We start from the raw sequence: 20,643 nt of genomic DNA, 5'->3' as shown, positions 1-20,643 counted from the left end.
GTCAAAAGCGGACGTTCAGTATGGTGTCGCTAAAGGTCTCTTTTGTGCCAATAGGGGTCATTAGCTGAATTTGAAGCAAACGACAACTCCGAGCCCAAACTGACAACCACAGTCAGGTCCGGATTGTAGACAACACGTCGAATGACGTAAGGTGGTTGGCAGGGGTCAAGTAGGATCACCGATCAGAAGAACGCGTTGAAGTAAGTCCTCTGGCACTCATCGGGAGCGCCACACAGTTCTGAATTTTATGGAAGCCGCACGATGAGTAAACCGAAAGAGTTCTGGGATAAATCTGCCGACAACTACGACCGGACCGAAGAGCGATTTGAACATATCCATCAAACATCAAGGGAATGCGCAAAGAGGCACCTCAAGGAAAGCGATGTTGTTTTGGACTATGGGTGCGGAACAGGCACGACAGCCTGTGAACTAGCCAGCCATGTGGGAGAAATTCAAGGCATTGATATTGCTGGCAGAATGATTGAACTTTCAAAGGAAAAAGCAGCCGCAAATGGCATTGGTAACGTCAGCTTTGCGCAGGCCGATATTTTTGACGAAGGATTCAGCAAAGGCTCGTTTGATGTCATTTTAGCCTTCAACATGCTCCATACAGTGCCCGATCCGCAACGCGTCGTGCGGAGGGCACATGAACTTCTAAAGCCTGAGGGGAGTTTTATTTCTGTAACGCCGTGCTTGCGGGATAAGATGTCTCTTATTGTTAGCGCCCAAATTCAGCTTGTTCGTCTATTGTGTAGGCTTGGGATCATTCCTGTCCCGATACGACGGCTTCAAAGCTCTGACTTGGATGAGTTGGTAAGTGGCGGTGACTTTCAAGCTGCGGAAACACAGAAAATATTTTCGGGGGCATCTAGCTACTTTATTGCAGCCAAGAAGAACGCAAATTGAGTTTTACTAGCAGGCTGAAAGGCTGCTTTGTCCGCATTGCTGTCTTTCGCGAAATCAAATAAGGAAGTCTCCTTTGGGTCAGACTCGGACTAATTTACGCTCCTTTATTATAGTCTGGTTATTAGCGATAAGCGGACAACGAAATTGGAATGCCATATTTAATGGTCCATGACCTAACTTACGGCGTGGAGGCATCCTCAATCATAGATCATTATATACGCCAATCTATCATAAATTACAGAACTAAATGCTTACCCGGTGCTTACCTATTGAAATCAACAAATTATTCAGAAAATAAAAAACCGCTGAAAATATAACATTTTCAACGGCTTATATGGTGACCCCGGCACGACTCGAACGTGCGACCTATTGATTAGAAGTCAATTGCTCTATCCAGCTGAGCTACGGGGCCATTATCTCTTGCATCGACGCAGGGTCAGCCTCTCACACGGCTAAAAGAAAAGTTGTCAGCATAGGTTTTCAGATGCAGCTTGCGTTTTTTAGGCTCAAATACCGTAAAGTCAATGTCATTTGACTGACAAAAATCGATCGCGCTTTCTTTATCATCAAAATCCACGACGATTTGCTGCGTCGTATCTGACGAACCTGTCCAGCCCATTAACGGTTCTACATATTTATGCGCAGCAGGTGCATATTCCAAACGCCAATGCTTGGTACCCTTACGGCCCGATTGCATGGCGTTTTTAGCCGGCTGAAAAATTCTCGCTTTGAGGCTCATGCTGCCTTACTTTCCTATATGTGCGAACGCTTCTGCTGGAACATAATCCATATCTCCCCCATTTGGGGCTTCCCAATAAAGTTCGAGAGTAGATGTGTTCTTCTTTTCAAAATACTTAATGTGGATCGGATACCAGCCCGGCTCGGAAATCTCAAGTACTAATTCATCTGAAAACGCATCTGCATGAACCGTTGGGAATTCATAAATCAGCTTATCACCGATTGCCAGATAAACCCCATCATTCGAATGAACCATAAATGTGTAACGCCCCGGCTTATCCATCTTGATAAAACCTGTGATGATAGCGCCGACAAAATCGTTACTTTTAGTCGTCAATACATCGCCTTCACCAACCTGGTAATTCAACATGGGTATTGGGATACCGGGAGTCCCGTCGTCATACTTCATCCAACCTTCCAAGTCCTCGAGGCTATTGAATTTCGCCCCATAATATTGGACGGCAAGGCCTGGCGTCAATTCAGCTGCATTGGGTTGTGGTGAAGCAGCTTTCAATCCCGTGAAGGGTTCGGCTGAAACCGTAAATGCGGTAAAAGTTATTCCTATCGCCAAAAGTCCGGCGGAAACCATTTTTGAAATTTCTGACTTCATAATAAATTTAAACATGACACTGTAATCCCTTAGAAACCTATTTGACCTCTATTTTAGAGAAATTTTCAATTACGGCAATCGAAACGACACAACATTCAATATAAGGGAAAACGCCAGAACATAAGATATTAATTTTAGGTATAAAAAAAACGCTGTAAAATCTTGTTTTACAGCGTTTTTATATTGGTCGGGGCGGCAAGATTCGAACTTGCGACCTCTCGCTCCCAAAGCGAGCGCACTACCAGGCTGTGCTACGCCCCGAACGTGAGGTGATGATCTATACTATTGCGGAGCGCCCCGCAAGTGAATGATCGAAAAAACTTCATCTTTTTTTCACGAGAGCCACTCACCATGTTTTTGATGGAAGAATTTTAGTCACGCCCAACATGAACGTAATGAAATATCGCATCGGCTTTAAAGATCGTTCGGCGTCCTACTTTGAGCTCTCCTCGAACAAAAACCACAGTTTTGGTACTTTTTATAACCTCTACATGGGCTTCTATCCAATCACCGGCACGTGCTGGTGATAAAAATTCCGAATTCATCTTGATGGTGACGCAGCGACGACCGGTTGCACGAATAACGCCGCGGGCAAGCGCTGAATCAGCAAAAGACATCAACATGCCACCATGAACTAATTTTACACCATTCAAATGTTTTTCTGCCGCCCGAAAAGCTCGTATGGAAACTTCATCATCAATTTTCTTTTCATAATACGGACCATTTCGATTGGCAAAAGGAGCTGCCCCGATGACTTCCTCGAACCCTTCGGGGATATTGGCTTCTCCGATATTCTTTTTCATTTTTATGTCGGCACTTTCTTACGCATTACTCTAATAATTACTAAAAATAATATCCTTGACGGTATCGCCTATTCTGATTTCGTGCCTTAGCGCAAAACCCGCTGCAACTTCTAAGACTGCGCGAACAGGCTGAGAGGCTGAGATCGTGTCAAGTGAACCCGGTATTGTGTTCTCTTTTATATATAGAATTTTCCCCTGTTCATCTATGAACAACATGTCCAACGATAGCGGCGTATTCTTCATCCACATAAAAACGGGCGTCGGTTTATTAAAATCGAACAGCATACCTGACATTGGCTCGAGCATTTCTCGATACATTAATCCCCTATTCCGAAGTGATTGGTTATCCGCGACCTCCACAAGTAGTCTGATCTCCTGTGAAACTGTTTTCACAGATATCGAGCGCGTCTCAAACTCGCTCGCGTCCGTTGAAGTCGTCGAGAAAAGAAGGCAAAATAGAGCCACCAGAGTACAACTGCAGTAAAATTTCCCAATGTTCAGACACATTCTCCCAAATTTCCTTTGCTGAGAAAAATATATTCCCTATAGTGGCCCCTCCTCGGGGGGAGCCATGTCGGCTGAGAGGTTCCAATACAGGAACGACCCCGGTACCTGATCAGGCTAATACCTGCGTAGGAACGAGTTATTAATGGCCTCTGACATCTCAAATAATCGATTTCGAGCAAAGGGTAGCGCGCCCATCGCCGCTAATCAAGCAGATGCACGAATTGGACTTGATTTACGACTAACCGAATTGACATTTGGCGACATTCTTGTTCTCAACGATCTGCGGCTTTCTTTAAAACCTGGTAAAATTACCTGCTTACTCGGGCCTAGTGGTGTCGGTAAAAGCAGTATTTTGAAAATCATCGCTGGCTTCATCCCTTTACCTTCCGGTAGTTCCCTTAGTTGCAGCGATAATGCCCCATTAGGCAATCGAATCTCATTTATGGACCAAAAGGACCTTTTGCTTCCCTGGGCCTCCGCGATTGACAACGTTGTTATTGGCGCAAGGCTCAGAGGAGACACCCCTGATTTTGATCGTGCCCGGGAGCTTCTGAAGTATGTTGGTTTGGCAGACCGTGAAACCGCTCGTCCAGATACACTGTCCGGCGGCATGCGGCAACGCGTAGCTCTTGCTCGAACATTAATGGATAATTGCCCTATCGTTCTCATGGACGAACCTTTTTCGGCCCTTGACGCTATCACCAAATTCCGGCTGCAGGGATTGGCGGCAGATCTATTACAAGAAAAGACGGTATTGCTTATCACTCATGACCCGATGGAGGCTTTACGGTTGGGACATGTCGTTCACGTCCTTTCCGGGTCTCCCGTCACATTATCTCCGGAAATCATACCCGAAGGCGTTATTCCACGCGACCCAACAGATGATTATTTGAAACACCAATATTCAGAAATTATGCGCCAGCTTGCGCTAACCGACGGTGACGCTGTATGAATTACCTGCGGCCGATTATAATAATTATGGGTTTACTTGTTGTTTGGGGTGCCATTACCGAGATAACAGGCTTACCGAAATATATCTTGCCGTCGCCAATGCTCGTCCTCAATACGCTGGTCAGTAAAATAGGCTTAATTGCCGAGCACGCTGTCATTACAGCGATTGAAATCTTGCTTGGGCTGCTAGTGGGTCTTACCTTTGGGATGTTTTCAGCGCTAATGATTTCGGCATACCGACCGGTGCGTCAATGGGTATTTCCTGTCTTGATTGCCAGCCAAGCTGTTCCGGTTTTTGCCATTGCCCCTATTCTCGTGCTTTGGCTTGGGTACGGTATTGGCCCTAAAATAATCGTCGGTGCTTTGATCATATACTTTCCCGTAGCTGTTGGTTTTCTCGACGGACTAAACCGAACAGATCCTGCCTGGACAAGTCTCTCCAGTCTTTTGCAACAACGAAGTACAAAATCAAAATTATCGAAGCTCATTTTGAATTATCGATATATAAAAATACCCTTTGCTTTACCGTCACTATCTTCTGGCATACGCGTTGCCGCTGCCGTTGCTCCTATTGGTGCCATTGTCGGAGAATGGGTCGGTTCTTCTGCGGGACTGGGCTTTCTCATGCTTCATGCAAATGCCCGCGTCCAGACAGATCTACTTTTTGCCAGCCTATTTGTTCTCACGCTTATGGCGATATCTCTATATTATCTGGTTGACCACATTTTACGCCGTATCATGCCGTGGCAGCCTGACCAAATAAACCGTTAGAAATTCACTCCGGAGAAAATTAATGAAATTAAGGTTCCTCGTTATCCTTGCATTTATGCTTATGCAAGTAAGCGCTGCCAATGCCGCTGAAAAACTTACAGTGATATTGGATTGGTTTGTTAATCCTGATCACGCCACTCTTGTTGTCGCGCAGGAAAAAGGCTTGTTTAAAAAATACGGACTCGATGTTGAGCTCATTGCTCCCGCAGATGCCAGTGACCCGCCAAAACTAGTCGCCGCGGGCAAGGCCGATCTGGCCATTACGTATCAGCCTCAGTTATATTATCAAATTTCCGCGGACTTACCGGTCACCCGTATAGCTACACTAGTTGCGACGCCATTGAATACCTTGCTAGTCCTTAAAGACGGCCCGGTTAAAACGATCGCAGATCTAAAGGGCAAGAAAGTAGGATATTCTGTCAGTGGTTTTGACGAAGCACTTCTAGGCGTGATGCTTGAGGGGGTGGGGCTGACAACGAAAGACATTACCTTGATAAATGTAAATTTTTCGCTTTCACCAAGTTTATTGTCAGGTCAGGTTGATGCCGTTATTGGGGCGTATCGAAATTTTGAATTGTTTCAAATGGAAATCGAGGGGCGACCAGGCCATGCTTTTTATCCAGAAGAAGAAGGCATACCAAGCTATGATGAGTTGATTGTTATCGCCAATAGCCAGAAGCTTTCAGACGAACGGCTCAAACCATTTGTAAGGGCGTTGGAAGAAGCCGTTCAATATCTTATCAATCATCCCGATGAAAGCTGGTCTCTCTTTATTAAAAAGCACAAAGAGTTAGATAATAAACTCAACAAAGAGGCTTGGGCAGCGACCTTGCCCCGCTTTGCATTGCGTCCCGGAGCACTTGATGTTGGTAGATATAACCGTTTTGCCAAATTCATGAAGGGCCGCGGCCTCATAAAGGAAATACCGCCGATCAAGAGCTATGCCATTGCCTTAGATTAATTTTAAATGGATCCGAACGCCGTGAGTATGTTTACTCAGGGCGTTCGATTTCGGCGACCTGCGGACCTTTATCGCTATCCCCTATACGTACCCGAAACCGTTGACCTGCCTGTATTGGTAATGCGCCCTCGCGCCGCAAAGTTTCCATATGGACGAATACATCCTGGGTTCCTTCTCCGCGAGACAAGAAACCGTATCCTTTTACAGGATCGAACCATTTCACTTCCACGTCGACAAAATCTCCTTCGCCTTGTACTGCGGGATGTGTGGTTACGTTATCTTTTGCGACAGGCAAAGGTTCAAACGGCACCGCCGTGGATGTATCAATATCAAGTACTTTAATTGCTTGCAGGCCCTTAGCCCGGCGCACAACTTCGCAGCTGATACTGACCCCTTCAGCGACATACTCATGGCCGGCTTCACGCAGGCAGGACAAATGAAGAAAGATGTCGCCTGGTTCGCTAACAGGCGTCAAAAAGCCAAACCCCTTCGCCGTATTGAACCACTTAACCCGGCCGGTTAATTCAAAGGACACTTCCTGAGGTTCAACTGACGCTCGGACTTCATCTTTGCTATGTAACTGCTCGATTTTTGCCGTCATAAAATACTCCCACAACTACCAGACGCACTTTTTCTCTTTCCTGCCAGAGAGATAGGTTAGCATATTATTAATCATAAATTCAATATTCGCGTTATCTCATCTTCAAAACATTCCAAACCAGCCCAGTGGCATCATGCCGCCACACAGAAACCTTTCTAGATTATACAAGCCATTTCCAATCCTATTTTATCGAGTTTGATTAGAAATTTCTCCATTTGAAATGGTAGTAAAACATCTATTTCTACCCAGTTTGCTTCTGACTTGATCAATAAAACACTTTGCAACACTTCCTGCCCTGTTCGCTCTTGCAGGCAGGTAATTCCCGTGGCATATACAAAAGAAAGAAGTTCAATAAATAATTGGTTTAAACTGATCGTCGTCAAACAGGGGAAGATTGCAACTTGCTAAAAACCATCAGTCTTTTTCTTGTTCTAATGGCGGTTTGGCTGCTTTTATCTGGTCATTATACACCTTTGATTACTGGGTTCGGTGTCGCCTCATGTCTATTGACGGCTCTCATCGCCCGGCGCATGGACGTTATTGACCATGAAGGACATCCGCTACATTTAGGCCCAAAAATTGTAATGTATTGGGGCTGGTTGCTTGTCGAAATTTTTAAAGCAAATTTAGATGTTGCCAAATGTGTTCTTTTCCCTGGAAAATATCTTAACCCCTCCCTGTTCACGACAAAAGTGACACAGACTTCTGATCTCGGCAAAGTTATCTATGCCAATTCAATTACGCTGACACCAGGCACAGTTACTGTCGACTTGGACGGTGATGAGGTAACTGTTCATTCTTTGACGCAATCGTCCGCCGACGGTGTAAAAAATGGCGAGATGGATCGCAGGGTCACGAAAGTTATGGGGGAAGGATGATCATTTATGCAATAACGGCGATCGCAATTCTTGTGAGTATCGCTTTCGCACTCAGTCGCGCGATCCTCGGGCCCACTTCTTACGATCGCATCCTGTCAGTCAATGCAATCGGAACAAAAACCGTTTTGCTTATTGGTGTAGGTGGTTTCCTTACCGGCAGACCTGATTTTCTGGATTTAGCGCTCGTCTACTCCCTTGTGAATTTTATTGGCACACTCGCCGTCTTAAAATATTTCAAATTTGGTACCTTGCGCGGCCGGCTTTCCAAGTCTGAGGATTCATGATGATTGATATTGTCCTGGATATAGCAACCTGGGTCCTGCTGATTGCCGGAAGCCTCCTCCTTTTAGTCACAGGTCTCGGTTTGCTCCGCCTTCCGGATCTTTACACTCGGGTCCATGCCGGCGGCATGGCCGATACACTGGCCACCTTTCTAATTTTTGTCGGACTGTCTTTTCAAAGCGGGTTCTCGTTGGTTACAGTAAAATTACTCATGGTCATTGTCTTTGTATTCTTTACCAGCCCCACAGCATCCTATGCCCTTGCCCATGCCAGTTTCGTGGCAGGTTTGAAACCCAAACTGGATGGATTTAAAGCAGGCGATGACGAGCCCGCGGACGGACAAAGTAATGACGCGTGATTGGGAGGAATGATCATAGCTCAGTTTATTGACATTTTTTTAATGTTTCTGCTGGTTGCCGGGGCGCTGACAGTATTGACAGTGCGCAACTTGTTCGTGGCAACTATGCTGCTCGGTATTGTCAGCTTTATCATGGCGCTTGTTTTTGTCAGCCTCGATGCCGTTGACGTAGCCTTCACAGAAGCGGCCGTTGGCGCTGGAATAAGTACTGTTCTGTATATCGGCACACTCGCGCTTGTCGGATCTCAAGAAAAAGCAGGCATAAAAATAGCCCCGGCACCTATGGCAATTTGTTTAGCTGTCGGAGCTGTTCTCGTATACGCGACATATCAATTGCCCACTTATGGTAGTCCGGATAACCCGGTTCATACCCATGTTGCGCCTCGATACATCGAGATCAGTCCAATTGAAATTGGTGTCCCGAACATGGTAACGTCGGTACTATCCAGTTACCGTGGATTTGATACCTTTGGGGAAACCACTGTTGTCTTTACGGCCGGTATCGGTGTGCTGCTCATTCTCGGCCAGCGCAGACGCAAGAAAACCGACGAAGAAAAAGAAAACACAACATCAAGAAACGGCCAAAGCCGCAATTTATTAGGGATTGGCAGTGACCATGACCTTATCCCGCACGTTATCGCTAAGCTCCTGATTCCGTTTATTCTATTGTTCGCACTTTATGTTCAGTTTCATGGAGATTATGGGCCCGGAGGCGGATTCCAGGCTGGTGTAATTTTTGCGGCCGGATTTATTCTGTATGCGCTCATATTCGGATTGCAATTTACCCAACGGGTTTTGAGTCAGAACGCTGTTTTGTATTTGATTGCTTTTGGTGTCCTTCTGTATGGAGGCGTTGGCATCGTTGGCATTTTGTTGGGCGGTAATTTCCTCGACTACAATGTTCTATCGAGCGACCCGGTCAGTGGTCAACATCTCGGGATATTGTTAATCGAACTCGGCGTTGGCATCACTGTTGCCGCCGCCATGCTGGCAATCTACTACGCGTTTGTCGGACGTGCAGATCCTGTCTCAAAGATGCCGGATTAGGGACCAGAAATGTATTTTAGTTATTTCAATTACTGGATTTGCATCATTCTACTTATGATCGGCTTGTACACTGTTATGAGCCGGAGCAATCTCGTTAAAAAACTCATTGGGCTCTCCCTATTCCAGATTTCAGTTTTCCTGTTTTATATCAGCATGGGAAAAATCACCGGCGGCACGGCTCCAATTGTCGTTGAAGCTCTGGAAGGTGCACCTGAGCCTGTATATTCAAACCCCCTGCCCCATGTACTTATCCTCACAGCCATTGTGGTTGGCGTCGCGACGACGGCGCTTGGATTATCGCTTGTTGTCCGGATCAAGGAAACTTTTGGGACGATTGATGAAGACGAGATCCTCGAACTTGAGATAGAGGAAGATAAGTAGAATGGCTTTCTGGTCCGCCCATTATCCGATCCTCGTCGTGGTCATTCCTTTGCTTTCCGCCGCCGTTTGTGCACTTCTCAAGGGCAAGAGCCTACCTTGGGCGCTAACCACGATCATCAGTGCGATATCGTTCCTAATTAGCATTCAATTGATCCTGGCAGTCAATGCGACGGGGCCAATCTCTTATGAACTGGGTAGTTGGGCGCCGCCCTGGGGGATCGAATATCTTGTCGATCCTTTAAACGCCTTTTTGTTGCTGATCATCAGCGGCATCAGCACTGGCGTCTTGCTATATGCACGAGAAAGCATCACCAGTGAAATTCCTGAAAAACAACAGGGTTTGTTTTATGCCGCGTATTTGCTTGCTCTGACAGGAATGATGGGCATTTGTATTACCGGCGACGCTTTCAATATATTTGTATTCCTCGAAATCATGTCGCTATCGTCCTATGTGTTGATTGCTGCCGGTGCGCAGAATGACCGGCGCGCGCTTACGGCCGCGTACCAATACCTAATTATTGGAACCGTCGGCGCGACTTTTTTTCTTATCGGCGTCGGCTTGCTCTACGTCATGACCGGCACGTTGAATATTGCGGATATTGCGTCGCGATTTTCAGATATTGAAGATACTCGGCCCATACGTGCCGCTGTTGGTTTCCTGGTTGTGGGGATTGTCATTAAACTGGCTCTTTTCCCGTTCCATATCTGGTTGCCTAACGGGTACACCTATGCGCCAAGCGTCGTTACCGCCTTTTTTGCGGGCACAGCGACCAAAGTATCTGTCTATCTGTTGATCCGGTTCATCTATACGGTTTTCGGCGGCGATTACAGTTTCGGTATCATCGATCTTGCTGACATCCTGTTGCCGCTCGCTGTCATCGGCTTTCTGTCCATGTCCGCTGTGGCAATATTTCAGAAAAACCTCAAACGGTTACTCGCCTACTCCAGCGTCGCCCAACTCGGCTATATGGTTCTTGGTATCTCACTTGCCAGCGAAAGCGGATTGACGGCATCGCTCGTCCATGTGTTTAACCATGCTATTGTTAAAACCGGCCTCTTTCTTTCTGTTGGTTGTATGTTCTATGCGGTTGGTTCCGTTTACCTGAAAGACCTCGAAGGCATTGGGCAACGCATGCCAATCACGACATTTGGGTTCGTGCTGGGAGGGCTCGGCTTGATTGGCGTGCCGTTGACACCCGGATTTATCAGCAAATGGTTTCTTATTCTGGCCGCCTTGGAAAAAGGCTCATATCTCGGATATGCGCTGGTCGTCGCTGTTTTAATTTCAAGTTTGCTAGCGGTTATCTATATTTGGCGCGTTGTTGAAGTCGCCTATTTCCGATCGCCACCAGAAGGCTCCGAAAAAGCAGAAGCGCCGATGTCCATGTTGATCCCCTGCTGGATTTTTATTCTAGGCAGCTTTTATTTCGGTATCGACACGACCATTAACGTGGGCTTTGCCGAAGCGGCAGCCACCTTTCTTCTAGGAGGATCGTAAAATGATATTCTCCTTGGAAACGCATGTCGCACTGACCTTGATTATTCCGCTCATTGGCGCGTTGGGAATTACACTTGCCCATTCAGCTCCAAATATCCGGGAAACTGTCACGCTGGTAACTGCGGCCGTGCTTTGTGCGAACGTATTCAGTATTCTGCCATCCATAATGAATGGCATTGAACCTGTCGTGCATATGTCTGAAATGTTACCCGGAATTGCTTTGGTTCTTAAAGTCGAACCGCTTGGCATGACCTTTGCCGCCGTTGCCTCCACTTTGTGGATCATAAACTCCATCTATTCAATTGGATATATGCGCGGCAACAACGAAGCCAAACAAACACGTTTCTATGTTTGCTTTGCCGTCGCCATCGCGGCGACCATGGGCGTCGCTTTTTCCGGCAACTTGATTACATTATTTGTGTTTTATGAAGTCTTGACACTATCCACCTACCCCCTTGTCACCCATAAGGGCAATGCCGATGCATTACGGGGTGGTCGGATTTATCTGGGTATTTTGATCAGCACCTCTATTGGTTTGTTTCTGCCCGCTATCATCTGGGTTTACAGCCTGACGGGCACGCTGGACTTCGTTAAAGGCGGTATTTTACAAGGGCATGCTAGTGCCGGCGTCACCGGTGTTCTGTTGTTCCTCTTCATGTACGGTATTGGCAAAGCGGCTTTGATGCCTATCCATCGCTGGCTGCCAGCCGCCATGGTGGCGCCGACGCCCGTAAGTGCTCTACTCCATGCCGTTGCCGTCGTGAAAGCCGGGGTGTTCTCGGTCTTGAAAGTCGTCATTTACATCTTTGGTATCGATTTTCTGGCGAGCACCGGCTCTGCGGAATGGCTCACCTGGGTCGCTGCCTATACTTTGGTCGCAGCCTCTGTCGTCGCGCTGACCAAGGATAACTTGAAAGCGCGGCTCGCTTATTCGACCATCAGTCAGCTGGCTTATGTCGTTCTGGCTGCGTCCATGGCATCTTCCGTGGCTGTCGCGGGCGGTGCCCTGCAAATTGTTATGCATGCGTTTGGTAAAATAACGTTGTTCTTCTGCGCTGGCGCCATTTATACGGCTGTACATAAGACAGAAATCAGCGATATGCGGGGGCTTGGCCGGCAAATGCCCATAACATTCATGGCTTTCCTGATTGGTTCCTTAAGCATTATCGGCCTTCCACCGCTCGGAGGAAGTTGGAGTAAATTTTATCTGATGGTCGGAGCTGCCGAGACCGGTGATTTATACATCATGGTCGTGTTGTTGATTAGTTCGCTTCTCAACATCGCCTATTTGTTACCAATTGTCGCGCGTGGTTTCTTTTATCCACCCTTGGGACAAACGGACCCTCCAGTTGCTGTTGGATACGAGAAATCGAGCTTTTCCTGGTCGGAAATCAAGGAAGCACCGTTATTCTGTGTGCTACCGCCTGTTATTACGGCACTTATGTGCTTTGTTTTATTTTTCCTCGCGGATCCGATCATGAGATTGATCGAACCCATTTTGACACCATAGGGGCAGAACAGATGTCGAACCCTAATGACGAAAAGAAATACTGGCTGGACGACCCAAAAAATCACGACAAGATTTTCTATGGTGTCTTGGTGATAAGTTTGCTGGTGGCTATTCCCGACGTCCTGTCGCTGCTCAATATTGTTTACCACAAACATGTGGAATTTGAGTTTGAGAATATATTTGAGTTCTATTCCCTTTATGGTCTGGTCTGTTATGTAGGATTGGTCCTGATCGCCAAAAAGTTACGTGTCCTTCTCATGCGCGATGAGGACTATTATGATTGAAGGCTTAAACCCTGGATTTATTCTTATTTTCGGCGCCTTATTGGTGCCGATCACCTCAGGTGTTGTCCGCTCCTTCGTTATCCTGGCTCTGCCAATACTGGCTTTCATACAGCTGTATTATCTTGGACTTGGCACCTGGGGACATTATGAGTTTCTAGGGCTGTCGATTGAGATGACGCGGATTGATCGTCTGTCGAGGATCTTTGGCACCATCTTCTGTATCGCATCCCTCATCGGCATGATTTATTCATTGCATGTCAAAGATACTATCCAGCATTTCGTCTCGCTCATTTATATGGGTTCGGCACTTGGAGCAGTATTTGCCGGCGACCTTGTCACATTGTTTGTTTTCTGGGAGTTGACGGCCATATCCTCGGTCTTTCTGATTTGGGCGAGCCGAACTGAGCGCGCGTACAAGGCCGGCATGCGGTATTTAATCATTCAGGTTACTTCCGGGGTTATCTTGCTGGGTGGCCTCATTCTATATTACCAGGATACCGGATCCATTGCCTTTGAATATCTTGGCCTGAGCAGCATTGCAACTGGTCTAATCCTCGTTGCTTTCGGTATCAAGGCCTGCTTTCCGTTCTTGCATAACTGGATGCAGGATGCCTACCCGGAAGCAACGGTTACTGGGACTGTCATTTTATCCGCCTTTACGACGAAGCTGGCCATCTATGCCTTAGCTCGCGCTTATCCCGGCACGGATATTCTGATCCCCATTGGCGGTGTCATGACCGTATTCCCGATTTTCTACGCGGTTCTGGAAAATGACCTGCGCCGGGTTTTAGCCTATTCACTGAATAACCAGCTCGGATTTATGGTGGTAGGTATTGGCATTGGCACAGAGCTTTCCCTCAATGGAACCGCCGCTCATGCCTTTGCCCATATCATGTATAAAAGCTTACTGTTCATGAGCATGGGTGCGGTGCTTTTCCGGACTGGTACTATCAAGGCATCTGAACTTGGCGGGTTATATAAATCAATGCCGGTAACTATGGTGTTTTGTATTATTGGTGCCATGTCCATTGCCGCCTTCCCGCTCACAGGTGGTTTTGTTTCAAAGGCCATGATCCAATCCGCTGCGGGTGATGCCGGTATGCTTGTCATCTGGCTGGTTATGTTATTTGCCAGTGCCGGCGTGATGGACCATTCAGGCATCAAAGTTCCCTATTTCACATTCTTCGCCCATGACAGTGGCATTCGTGTGAAAGAAGCGCCGTTTAATATGTTGCTGGCCATGGGGATTGCAGCCTTTTTCTGTATCGCCATTGGTGTCTTCCCGGATGCGCTTTATATGCTGCTGCCATACGAACCAACATATCATCCTTATACAACGAGCCATGTGGTGACGTCGCTGCAACTTCTGATGTTTGCCGTTCTCGCCTTTGCGTTATTGATGCGCTACAAAATTTACCCACCGGAGCTGAGGTCAACCAACCTCGATTTCGATTGGTTCTATCGCAAACCGTTAAAAGCTTTAGCTTTGGCCATTGGCCGGCTCATTGCGATCATTTGGACGTGGGTGACGGATACCGGGACTGATTATGCTCGCAAAATCATTACGATGACGGCGGATACGCATGGTTATGGGAAATTTATGGCGAAGACATCGTCCTCCGGCACTGCTGTTACGCTCATTGTCGCCTTATTGGGTTTTATCGTTGTCTTCCTGTATCGCTAAAAACAGTTTAACAGGCCTTGGCCGCCATTAGGATTTAGCGGATACCCGCTTGGTCGGCGCCCATTTTGTCACGGATCGGCCATCAGCTGTGAAACGAACTTCCTGTTGAGCATTTGGCGCGGCTTCCAAATTAGAGCTTTTGGCCGCGACCGCGGATCCATCTGGAAATTTGTTGAAAGCAATTTCATTCCGCGACAGCGGCCCACCATTTTTATATGCGGCTGCCATTTCACCAATTGTAATTTCCGCGTTTCGCCCCCGCGAAGACGCTGCTTTCAGAGCAGTATCAAAAGACAAGATAAAATCTATCTCGGTCAGGCTCTTGTTTTGGCAAATTTGCCAAACCGTGCTCAGGGTTTTTTCTACATCTGCGGAGGGCGCTACGGCAGAGCTTAATTCAAACCCATGTTCCAACGCCAGAAAAGCATCCGGTTCAATCGGGCCCGCTTCTGTTGACAGAAAAGTTGCAGGCATCAATTTCTGCTGCTGATGAGACGCAGCGTGGAGAGCCTGACAAAGATAAAGAAGTTTGATGATAAAGGGTGTTTCCAAAGAGCGATTGATTTCCACCGCCTTGAGGTTAAACCAGTATAGAATATCAAAGGTTGATCTTGTTGCCGGACGCATCGTGAGCCTCACTTCATTTTGAATTAAGGATCAACCTACAAATTAATGGTTAAGTGTCGGTTAACGACCTAACAGGTTGCACATCCAAATATTGCGAGGTAAAAAGGGTCATCAGCTTGACCTTGCACTACCTAAGCAAGATTTAATCTCTTGCAAATAATATATTTATATAGTATAATACATGCCTGTTCCAATCTCGTGAGTTAGTCATTGATGCCGAAATATCCGAACGTTAATTTCGATATCAAAAGTATGGAACTCGAAGATCTTTTGAATTACTGGAAAGAAATTAAAGAGGATCAGAATTTACCCCTGCGTGAACAATTCAATCCGGCGGCTGTGCCGCAATGCTTAAAGTATATTGTTTTACTGGATGTAAAGGAACAAACGCCGAAATATTTTATACGCTTGGCCGGATCCGCAGTAAATCCGGCATATCTGGAACCAATTACCGGACGATATCTGGAGCAAATCCTTTCACAAAAGGATCTGGATGAAATCTTGCCGCAATATGAGCACACAGTCCAATTTCGTGTGCCCACCTATATGCACGGGTCAGCTGATGTGCGGGCCAATATTCGATTGAAGTATGAACGCTTGATCCTACCAGCCTCAAGCGATGGAAGTAGTGTCGATAAACTTATTGTCGGCATCAAGTTTGCGGATATCAAACAGGGACTGCTCGACCGCCCGATCTATAAAACTTAAGTTCATCATCCGCTTGCCCTTGAAGACTTGAATAGAGTAGGTTTATCCCAACATAAAAAAAATTGTTGTCGGGAGAATATCATGCAGATGAGCGGTGAAGAATTAATCAGTGCGTCCAGAGAGCGTGTCTGGGAAGCACTTAACGATCCTGAAATATTACGGCAAGCCATTCCCGGCTGCGAGTCTGTTGAGAAAACCGGCGACGATTCCTTTGCTGCCACAGTAAAAGTAAAAATTGGCCCCGTAAAAGCGACATTTAAAGGCAACGTTACCTTAAGCAATATTGATGCACCCAACGGCTACACGATTACCGGTGAAGGTAAAGGTGGTGCTGCGGGTTTTGGTAAGGGTGGCGCCGACATTACGTTGAAGGACGCCGATAATGGCACCCTTCTCGCCTATGACGTCAATGCCTCAGTCGGTGGGAAAATGGCACAGATTGGCTCGCGACTGATAGACGGCACGGCGAAAAAACTTGCGGGTGAGTTTTTTACCAAATTTAACGAGCTTGTCAGCAACGCCGCCGCCGCTGATGGCGAGGCTCCTGTGACAGCGGCCCCATCGGAAGACCAATCCGAGGCGCCAATTATTGCAGAAGACGAGACAAACGAAGAAGCGGCTAAGCAAGAAGATGCGCCAAGCCAGGGATGGATGAAACCATCTATCTTGATTCCGTTAGGCATTGTCGCGGCTCTTATCCTTTACTATCTGGCGGGATGAAGAAAATCATTTCGCGACTAGGCTCATCAAGCCTTGACGTCGCGTTAGATCAAGTGGAAACTCATTTCCATAAAGAACGATCGTTCTTATAAAAAGAATTACGGGAAGATCGGCCGGTCAATATTTGGATCGGTCAAGATTTAAACTTAGGGAGGAAGACAATATGACAACCGTTTCCATGACGGTGAATGGGAAAAATGTAACCGGCGATATCGCGCCGAATACACTTCTTGTTCAGTTTATCAGAGACAATCTACGACTGACCGGAACGCATGTTGGCTGTGATACCAGCCAATGTGGTGCCTGTACGGTTCACGTAAATGGCGACAGCATGAAATCCTGTACAATGTTGGCTGTTCAAGCCGAAGGTGCAGAGGTTACAACCATTGAAGGTCTTTCTACCGGCGGGGAACTCCACCCGATGCAAGCTTCTTTCAAAGAAAATCACGGCCTGCAATGTGGTTTCTGTACACCGGGTATGATCATGAGTGCTGTTGACCTCGTGAAACGCAACCCAAATCCCTCTGAAGAGACAATCAGATCCGAACTTGAAGGTAACATCTGCCGATGCACCGGATATCACAATATTGTCAAATCAGTCAAAGCTGCAGCGGAGAATATGGGAGGGTGAACGATGTCTGTTGAAAATGGAATTGGCGCCTCAGTAAGGCGTAAAGAAGACCAGAGATTTATTACCGGTAACGGAAATTATCTCGATGATATGAACCGGGTAGGTCAAGCGCATGGATATTTCCTTCGCTCACCGCATGCCCATGCTAAAATTGTCAGCATTAATCTGGATGCCGCAAAAGCAGCGCCCGGCGTTGTTGATATATTCCTCGGTGCCGACATGGCTGCTGATGGCATTGGCGGCTTGATCTGTGGCTGGAGTATTACCAGTAAAGACGGAACACCTCACAATGCCCCGCCCCATAACAGTATGGCGATTGATGCCGTGCGTCACGTAGGTGATCAGGTTGCCTTTGTTATTGCGGACACGTTACAGCAAGCAAAAGATGCATCAGAGCTCATTGATGTTGACTATTCCGAATTGCCGGCCGTCACAAATATCTCGAAGGCGTTGGCAGCAGGAGCTCCTCAAATTCATGAAGAAGCACCTGGCAATCAATGTTATGATTGGGAACTAGGCGATAAAGCGGCTGTTGACGCAGCATTTGCCAATGCCCATTCAATTTCGAAAATTGATCTCATCAATAACCGGGTTGCGCCAAATCCAATGGAACCGCGCGCGGCTCTCGCTGAGTTTGACATGGGAACAGATGAGCTGACGCTTTATACGACAAGCCAAAATCCGCATGTTGCGCGGCTGATTATGTCCGCGTTCCTGGCGATTGCACCGGAAAACAAACTCCGCGTCGTTGCACCGGATGTTGGCGGTGGCTTTGGCAGTAAGATTTTCGTTTATGCAGAAGAAACAGTGACTGTTTGGGCGGCCCGAAAGATAAATCGGCCGATCAAATGGACAGCAGATCGCTCCGAAGCTTTCTTAACCGATGCCCATGGTAGAGATCATGCGTCACACGGTGAATTGGCTCTGGATGCGGACGGTCATATCCTTGGCTTTAAAGTATCAACGAAAGCCAATATGGGAGCGTATCTTTCGACTTTTGCGTCTGCGGTGCCAACATATCTTTATGGTACGTTGCTGAACGGGCAGTATAAAATGCCCTGCATCTATGTTGAGGTTCAAGCCGGATTTACCAATACCACACCGGTTGATGCCTATCGTGGTGCCGGTCGTCCGGAAGCCACCTATATTGTTGAGCGTATTATTGAAACCGCTGCGCGCGATCTTAATATGGACCCAACGGAATTCAGGATGAAAAACTTTATTCAGCCTGATGCCTATCCGTATGAAACACCGGTCATCATGACCTATGACAGTGGCGATTACCCAGCCAACATGAATGCCGCCAAGGCAATGATTGATTACGACGGCTTCCCGGCCCGAAAAGCTCAATCAGAAGCCAATGGCAAGATTAGAGGTATCGGGTGTGCTGCATATATTGAAGCCTGCGGTATCGCACCTTCAGCGGCGGTTGGATCATTGGGTGCTGGCGTTGGCCTCTGGGAGTCTGCCGAAGTTCGGTTTAATCCCACAGGAAGTGTAACGGTCTTCACTGGTAGCCATAGTCATGGTCAAGGACATGAGACAACTTTCGCGCAAATTATCTCTGACAAATTGGGTGTTCCAATCGAAAGTGTCGAAGTGGTTCATGGCGATACCGACAAAGTTCCCTTTGGAATGGGAACTTACGGGTCTCGGTCGTTAGCTGTTGGCGGATCGGCCATTGTTAAAGCCATCGACAAAATTGTTGAAAAATCCAAGAAAGTTGCTGCTCATCTGATGGAGGCAGCGGTTGAGGATATTGAACATGAACATGGTGTATTCTCGGTTGCCGGTACGGATAAATCGATAACCATGGGAGAAATTGCCTTTGCAGCATATGTCCCCCATAATTATCCGGCTGACCTTGAACCCGGCATGGCTGAAAATGCGTTCTACGACCCTCTTAACTTCACATTCCCCGCCGGCACTCATATTGCCGAAGTGGAAATTGATCCTAATACAGGTGTCGTAGATGTCGTTGATTGGGCTGCATCAGATGATTTCGGAAATATCATCAACCCGATGATTGTCGAAGGTCAGGTTCATGGCGGTATTGCTCAAGGTATCGGTCAAGCTCTGCTAGAAGGGGTTGTCTATGACGACACTGGACAGCTGATTACGGGCTCGTATATGGACTACTGCATGCCTAGGGCGGATGATCTACCAAACTTTAAGGTAGAAACGACCAATACCCCCTGCCCCAGCAATCCTCTGGGAGTTAAAGGATGTGGTGAAGCAGGAGCGATTGCCGCTCCCGCCGCTCTCATGAACGCCATTACCAATGCTCTTGGTAAAGATATCGATATGCCTGCGACGCCTGAAAAAGTCTGGCGCGCAGCTCAAAGCAATTAAGAAGGGAAAACTTCAATGTACTCTTTCGATTATGAACGCCCTTCTGGGGTAAATGACGCGGCTTCCACCTTGGGCGAGGATGATAAGCTCCTTGCCGGAGGTCAGACACTTATACCGACGCTGAAACTACGCCTTGCCCAAGTTGGTAAGCTGGTAGATCTCGCCGGTATAGATGAACTGAAGGGAATTTCCTCTAATGGAAGTGAACTCAGCATTGGAGCCATGACAACGCACGTTGCCGTGGCCGATTCTGCCGAAGTTAAATCCAGTATTCCGGCTCTCTCCTCTCTTGCCGCTCATATTGGCGACGCACAGGTAAGAAACCGGGGAACAATTGGCGGGTCAGTTTCCAACAATGACCCGGCAGCTGATTATCCATCCGCTTTGGTAGCGCTTGGGGCGACTGTCCATACCAGCAAGCGCAGCATATCTGCCGAAGATTTCTTCGTAGATTTGTTTGAAACCGCTTTGGAAGAGGATGAAATCGTTACTAAAATTTCATTCCCGATCCCGGAACAAGCTGCTTATGCAAAATTCCCGAACCCAGCATCGAGATATGCATTGGTTGGTGTTTTCGTTGCTAAATCCGCTGGCGGTGTAAAAGTCGCCGTCACGGGTGCCGGTCCGTGCGTATTCCGGCAATCAGATATGGAAGCCGCATTGGATGCAGATTTTTCTGCCGGTGCCGTTTCTGGCATTGCCACCGATGCCTCAGGATTGAACACGGATATTCACGCCTCAGCAGAATATCGCTCAAACCTGATTTCTGTTATGGCATCACGGGCTGTTGCCGCCGCCTGATTGGCGTTGAGTTTTCAGATACAGTGATCAAGGG

The 20,643-nt window shown here is 47.3% G+C and carries 24 protein-coding genes, 2 tRNA genes and 1 riboswitch; of the genes, 18 read left to right on the top strand and 8 right to left on the bottom strand.

What is annotated here, in order from left to right; genetic code table 11:
* The first annotated feature begins 261 nt into the window (after positions 1–261).
* Entirely contained in the window at positions 262–906 is a 645-nt protein-coding gene (locus V7723_RS10695; RefSeq protein WP_335684456.1) for a class I SAM-dependent methyltransferase, read from the top strand.
* 335 nt (positions 907–1,241) lie between these two features.
* On the opposite strand, the gene V7723_RS10690 is transcribed toward V7723_RS10695, so the two are convergent.
* The 6 genes from V7723_RS10690 to V7723_RS19815 form a co-directional block, all read right to left on the bottom strand.
* Positions 1,242–1,318: transfer RNA gene (locus tag V7723_RS10690), tRNA-Arg, on the bottom strand.
* A 24-nt stretch (positions 1,319–1,342) separates the two neighbouring features.
* Positions 1,343–1,645: an ETC complex I subunit gene (locus tag V7723_RS10685; protein WP_335684455.1), complete on the bottom strand. Its 303-nt coding sequence runs from the start codon at positions 1,643–1,645 to the stop codon at positions 1,343–1,345.
* Between the two features lie 6 nt (positions 1,646–1,651).
* Positions 1,652–2,269 carry a PA14 domain-containing protein gene (locus V7723_RS10680; protein WP_335684454.1) on the bottom strand — a complete coding sequence of 206 codons (618 nt, stop codon included), beginning with the start codon at positions 2,267–2,269 and terminating at the stop codon, positions 1,652–1,654.
* 169 nt (positions 2,270–2,438) lie between these two features.
* Positions 2,439–2,515 (bottom strand) — tRNA-Pro (locus V7723_RS10675).
* Between the two features lie 110 nt (positions 2,516–2,625).
* The gene (locus V7723_RS10670; RefSeq protein ID WP_335684453.1) at positions 2,626–3,057 is read right to left on the bottom strand and encodes a PaaI family thioesterase; all 432 of its coding nucleotides are present in this window, start codon (positions 3,055–3,057) and stop codon (positions 2,626–2,628) included.
* A gap of 30 nt (positions 3,058–3,087) precedes the next feature.
* Complete coding sequence (locus V7723_RS19815) at positions 3,088–3,564, bottom strand: DUF192 domain-containing protein (RefSeq protein WP_443024216.1); 477 nt, start codon at positions 3,562–3,564, stop codon at positions 3,088–3,090.
* A gap of 45 nt (positions 3,565–3,609) precedes the next feature.
* Positions 3,610–3,713: riboswitch (TPP riboswitch) on the top strand.
* Here V7723_RS19815 and V7723_RS10665 point away from each other — a divergent pair.
* From V7723_RS10665 to V7723_RS10655, 3 genes are all read left to right on the top strand, one after another.
* Positions 3,707–4,516, top strand: a complete 810-nt coding sequence (locus V7723_RS10665) for an ABC transporter ATP-binding protein (protein WP_335684452.1) — start codon at positions 3,707–3,709, stop codon at positions 4,514–4,516. It overlaps the preceding riboswitch by 7 nt.
* A complete protein-coding gene (locus tag V7723_RS10660) occupies positions 4,513–5,286 on the top strand; it encodes an ABC transporter permease (RefSeq protein WP_335684451.1) in 774 nt (257 codons plus the stop codon). The genes V7723_RS10665 and V7723_RS10660 overlap by 4 nt, the downstream gene beginning before the upstream one ends.
* 22 nt (positions 5,287–5,308) lie before the next feature.
* Positions 5,309–6,247: an ABC transporter substrate-binding protein gene (locus V7723_RS10655; RefSeq protein WP_335684450.1), complete on the top strand. Its 939-nt coding sequence runs from the start codon at positions 5,309–5,311 to the stop codon at positions 6,245–6,247.
* A 31-nt stretch (positions 6,248–6,278) separates the two neighbouring features.
* Here V7723_RS10655 and V7723_RS10650 read toward each other — a convergent pair whose 3' ends face one another.
* Entirely contained in the window at positions 6,279–6,848 is a 570-nt protein-coding gene (locus V7723_RS10650; protein WP_335684449.1) for a cold-shock protein, read from the bottom strand.
* Between the two features lie 401 nt (positions 6,849–7,249).
* On the opposite strand from V7723_RS10650, the gene V7723_RS10645 reads away from it, so the two are divergent.
* The 9 genes from V7723_RS10645 to V7723_RS10605 are packed head-to-tail and all read left to right on the top strand — an operon-like array spanning position 7,250 to position 14,770.
* Positions 7,250–7,726, top strand: coding sequence for a Na+/H+ antiporter subunit E (locus V7723_RS10645; protein WP_335684448.1), 477 nt, complete (start codon positions 7,250–7,252; stop codon positions 7,724–7,726).
* Positions 7,723–8,010, top strand: a complete 288-nt coding sequence (locus tag V7723_RS10640; protein WP_335684447.1) for a monovalent cation/H+ antiporter complex subunit F — start codon at positions 7,723–7,725, stop codon at positions 8,008–8,010. The genes V7723_RS10645 and V7723_RS10640 overlap by 4 nt, the downstream gene beginning before the upstream one ends.
* Positions 8,010–8,366 carry a monovalent cation/H(+) antiporter subunit G gene (mnhG, locus tag V7723_RS10635; protein ID WP_335684446.1) on the top strand — a complete coding sequence of 119 codons (357 nt, stop codon included), beginning with the start codon at positions 8,010–8,012 and terminating at the stop codon, positions 8,364–8,366. The genes V7723_RS10640 and mnhG overlap by 1 nt, the downstream gene beginning before the upstream one ends.
* Positions 8,367–8,375: 9 nt before the next feature.
* A complete protein-coding gene (locus tag V7723_RS10630; protein WP_335684445.1) occupies positions 8,376–9,413 on the top strand; it encodes a Na(+)/H(+) antiporter subunit B in 1,038 nt (345 codons plus the stop codon).
* 9 nt (positions 9,414–9,422) lie between these two features.
* Positions 9,423–9,794, top strand: a complete 372-nt coding sequence (locus tag V7723_RS10625; RefSeq protein ID WP_335684444.1) for a cation:proton antiporter subunit C — start codon at positions 9,423–9,425, stop codon at positions 9,792–9,794.
* Position 9,795: 1 nt separating this feature from the next.
* Complete coding sequence (locus V7723_RS10620) at positions 9,796–11,292, top strand: monovalent cation/H+ antiporter subunit D family protein (protein WP_335684443.1); 1,497 nt, start codon at positions 9,796–9,798, stop codon at positions 11,290–11,292.
* A 1-nt stretch (position 11,293) separates the two neighbouring features.
* On the top strand, positions 11,294–12,802 hold the full coding sequence (locus V7723_RS10615; protein WP_335684442.1) for a monovalent cation/H+ antiporter subunit D family protein: 1,509 nt from the start codon (positions 11,294–11,296) through the stop codon (positions 12,800–12,802).
* A gap of 11 nt (positions 12,803–12,813) precedes the next feature.
* Positions 12,814–13,086 carry a hypothetical protein gene (locus V7723_RS10610; RefSeq protein WP_335684441.1) on the top strand — a complete coding sequence of 91 codons (273 nt, stop codon included), beginning with the start codon at positions 12,814–12,816 and terminating at the stop codon, positions 13,084–13,086.
* Complete coding sequence (locus V7723_RS10605; protein WP_335684440.1) at positions 13,079–14,770, top strand: Na(+)/H(+) antiporter subunit D; 1,692 nt, start codon at positions 13,079–13,081, stop codon at positions 14,768–14,770. The genes V7723_RS10610 and V7723_RS10605 overlap by 8 nt, the downstream gene beginning before the upstream one ends.
* A gap of 27 nt (positions 14,771–14,797) precedes the next feature.
* Here the strand turns inward: V7723_RS10605 and V7723_RS10600 are convergent, their stop codons facing one another.
* Positions 14,798–15,397 (bottom strand): hypothetical protein, encoded by a 600-nt coding sequence (locus V7723_RS10600; RefSeq protein ID WP_335684439.1) that lies wholly within the window; start codon positions 15,395–15,397, stop codon positions 14,798–14,800.
* A gap of 213 nt (positions 15,398–15,610) precedes the next feature.
* Here V7723_RS10600 and V7723_RS10595 point away from each other — a divergent pair, with 213 nt between their 5' ends.
* From V7723_RS10595 to V7723_RS10575, 5 genes are all read left to right on the top strand, one after another.
* Positions 15,611–16,105, top strand: coding sequence for a PAS domain-containing protein (locus V7723_RS10595; protein WP_335684438.1), 495 nt, complete (start codon positions 15,611–15,613; stop codon positions 16,103–16,105).
* A gap of 81 nt (positions 16,106–16,186) precedes the next feature.
* On the top strand, positions 16,187–16,825 hold the full coding sequence (locus V7723_RS10590) for a CoxG family protein (protein WP_335684437.1): 639 nt from the start codon (positions 16,187–16,189) through the stop codon (positions 16,823–16,825).
* 163 nt (positions 16,826–16,988) lie between these two features.
* The gene (locus V7723_RS10585) at positions 16,989–17,456 is read left to right on the top strand and encodes a (2Fe-2S)-binding protein (RefSeq protein ID WP_335684436.1); all 468 of its coding nucleotides are present in this window, start codon (positions 16,989–16,991) and stop codon (positions 17,454–17,456) included.
* A 3-nt stretch (positions 17,457–17,459) separates the two neighbouring features.
* Positions 17,460–19,808: a xanthine dehydrogenase family protein molybdopterin-binding subunit gene (locus V7723_RS10580; protein ID WP_335684435.1), complete on the top strand. Its 2,349-nt coding sequence runs from the start codon at positions 17,460–17,462 to the stop codon at positions 19,806–19,808.
* Positions 19,809–19,823: 15 nt separating this feature from the next.
* Complete coding sequence (locus tag V7723_RS10575) at positions 19,824–20,609, top strand: FAD binding domain-containing protein (protein ID WP_335684434.1); 786 nt, start codon at positions 19,824–19,826, stop codon at positions 20,607–20,609.
* Positions 20,610–20,643 lie beyond the last annotated feature (34 nt).

Source organism: Sneathiella sp., from assembly GCF_036960985.1.
Classification (GTDB): Bacteria; Pseudomonadota; Alphaproteobacteria; order Sneathiellales; family Sneathiellaceae; genus Sneathiella.
This window is presented reverse-complemented; position numbering and strand designations above follow the sequence as displayed.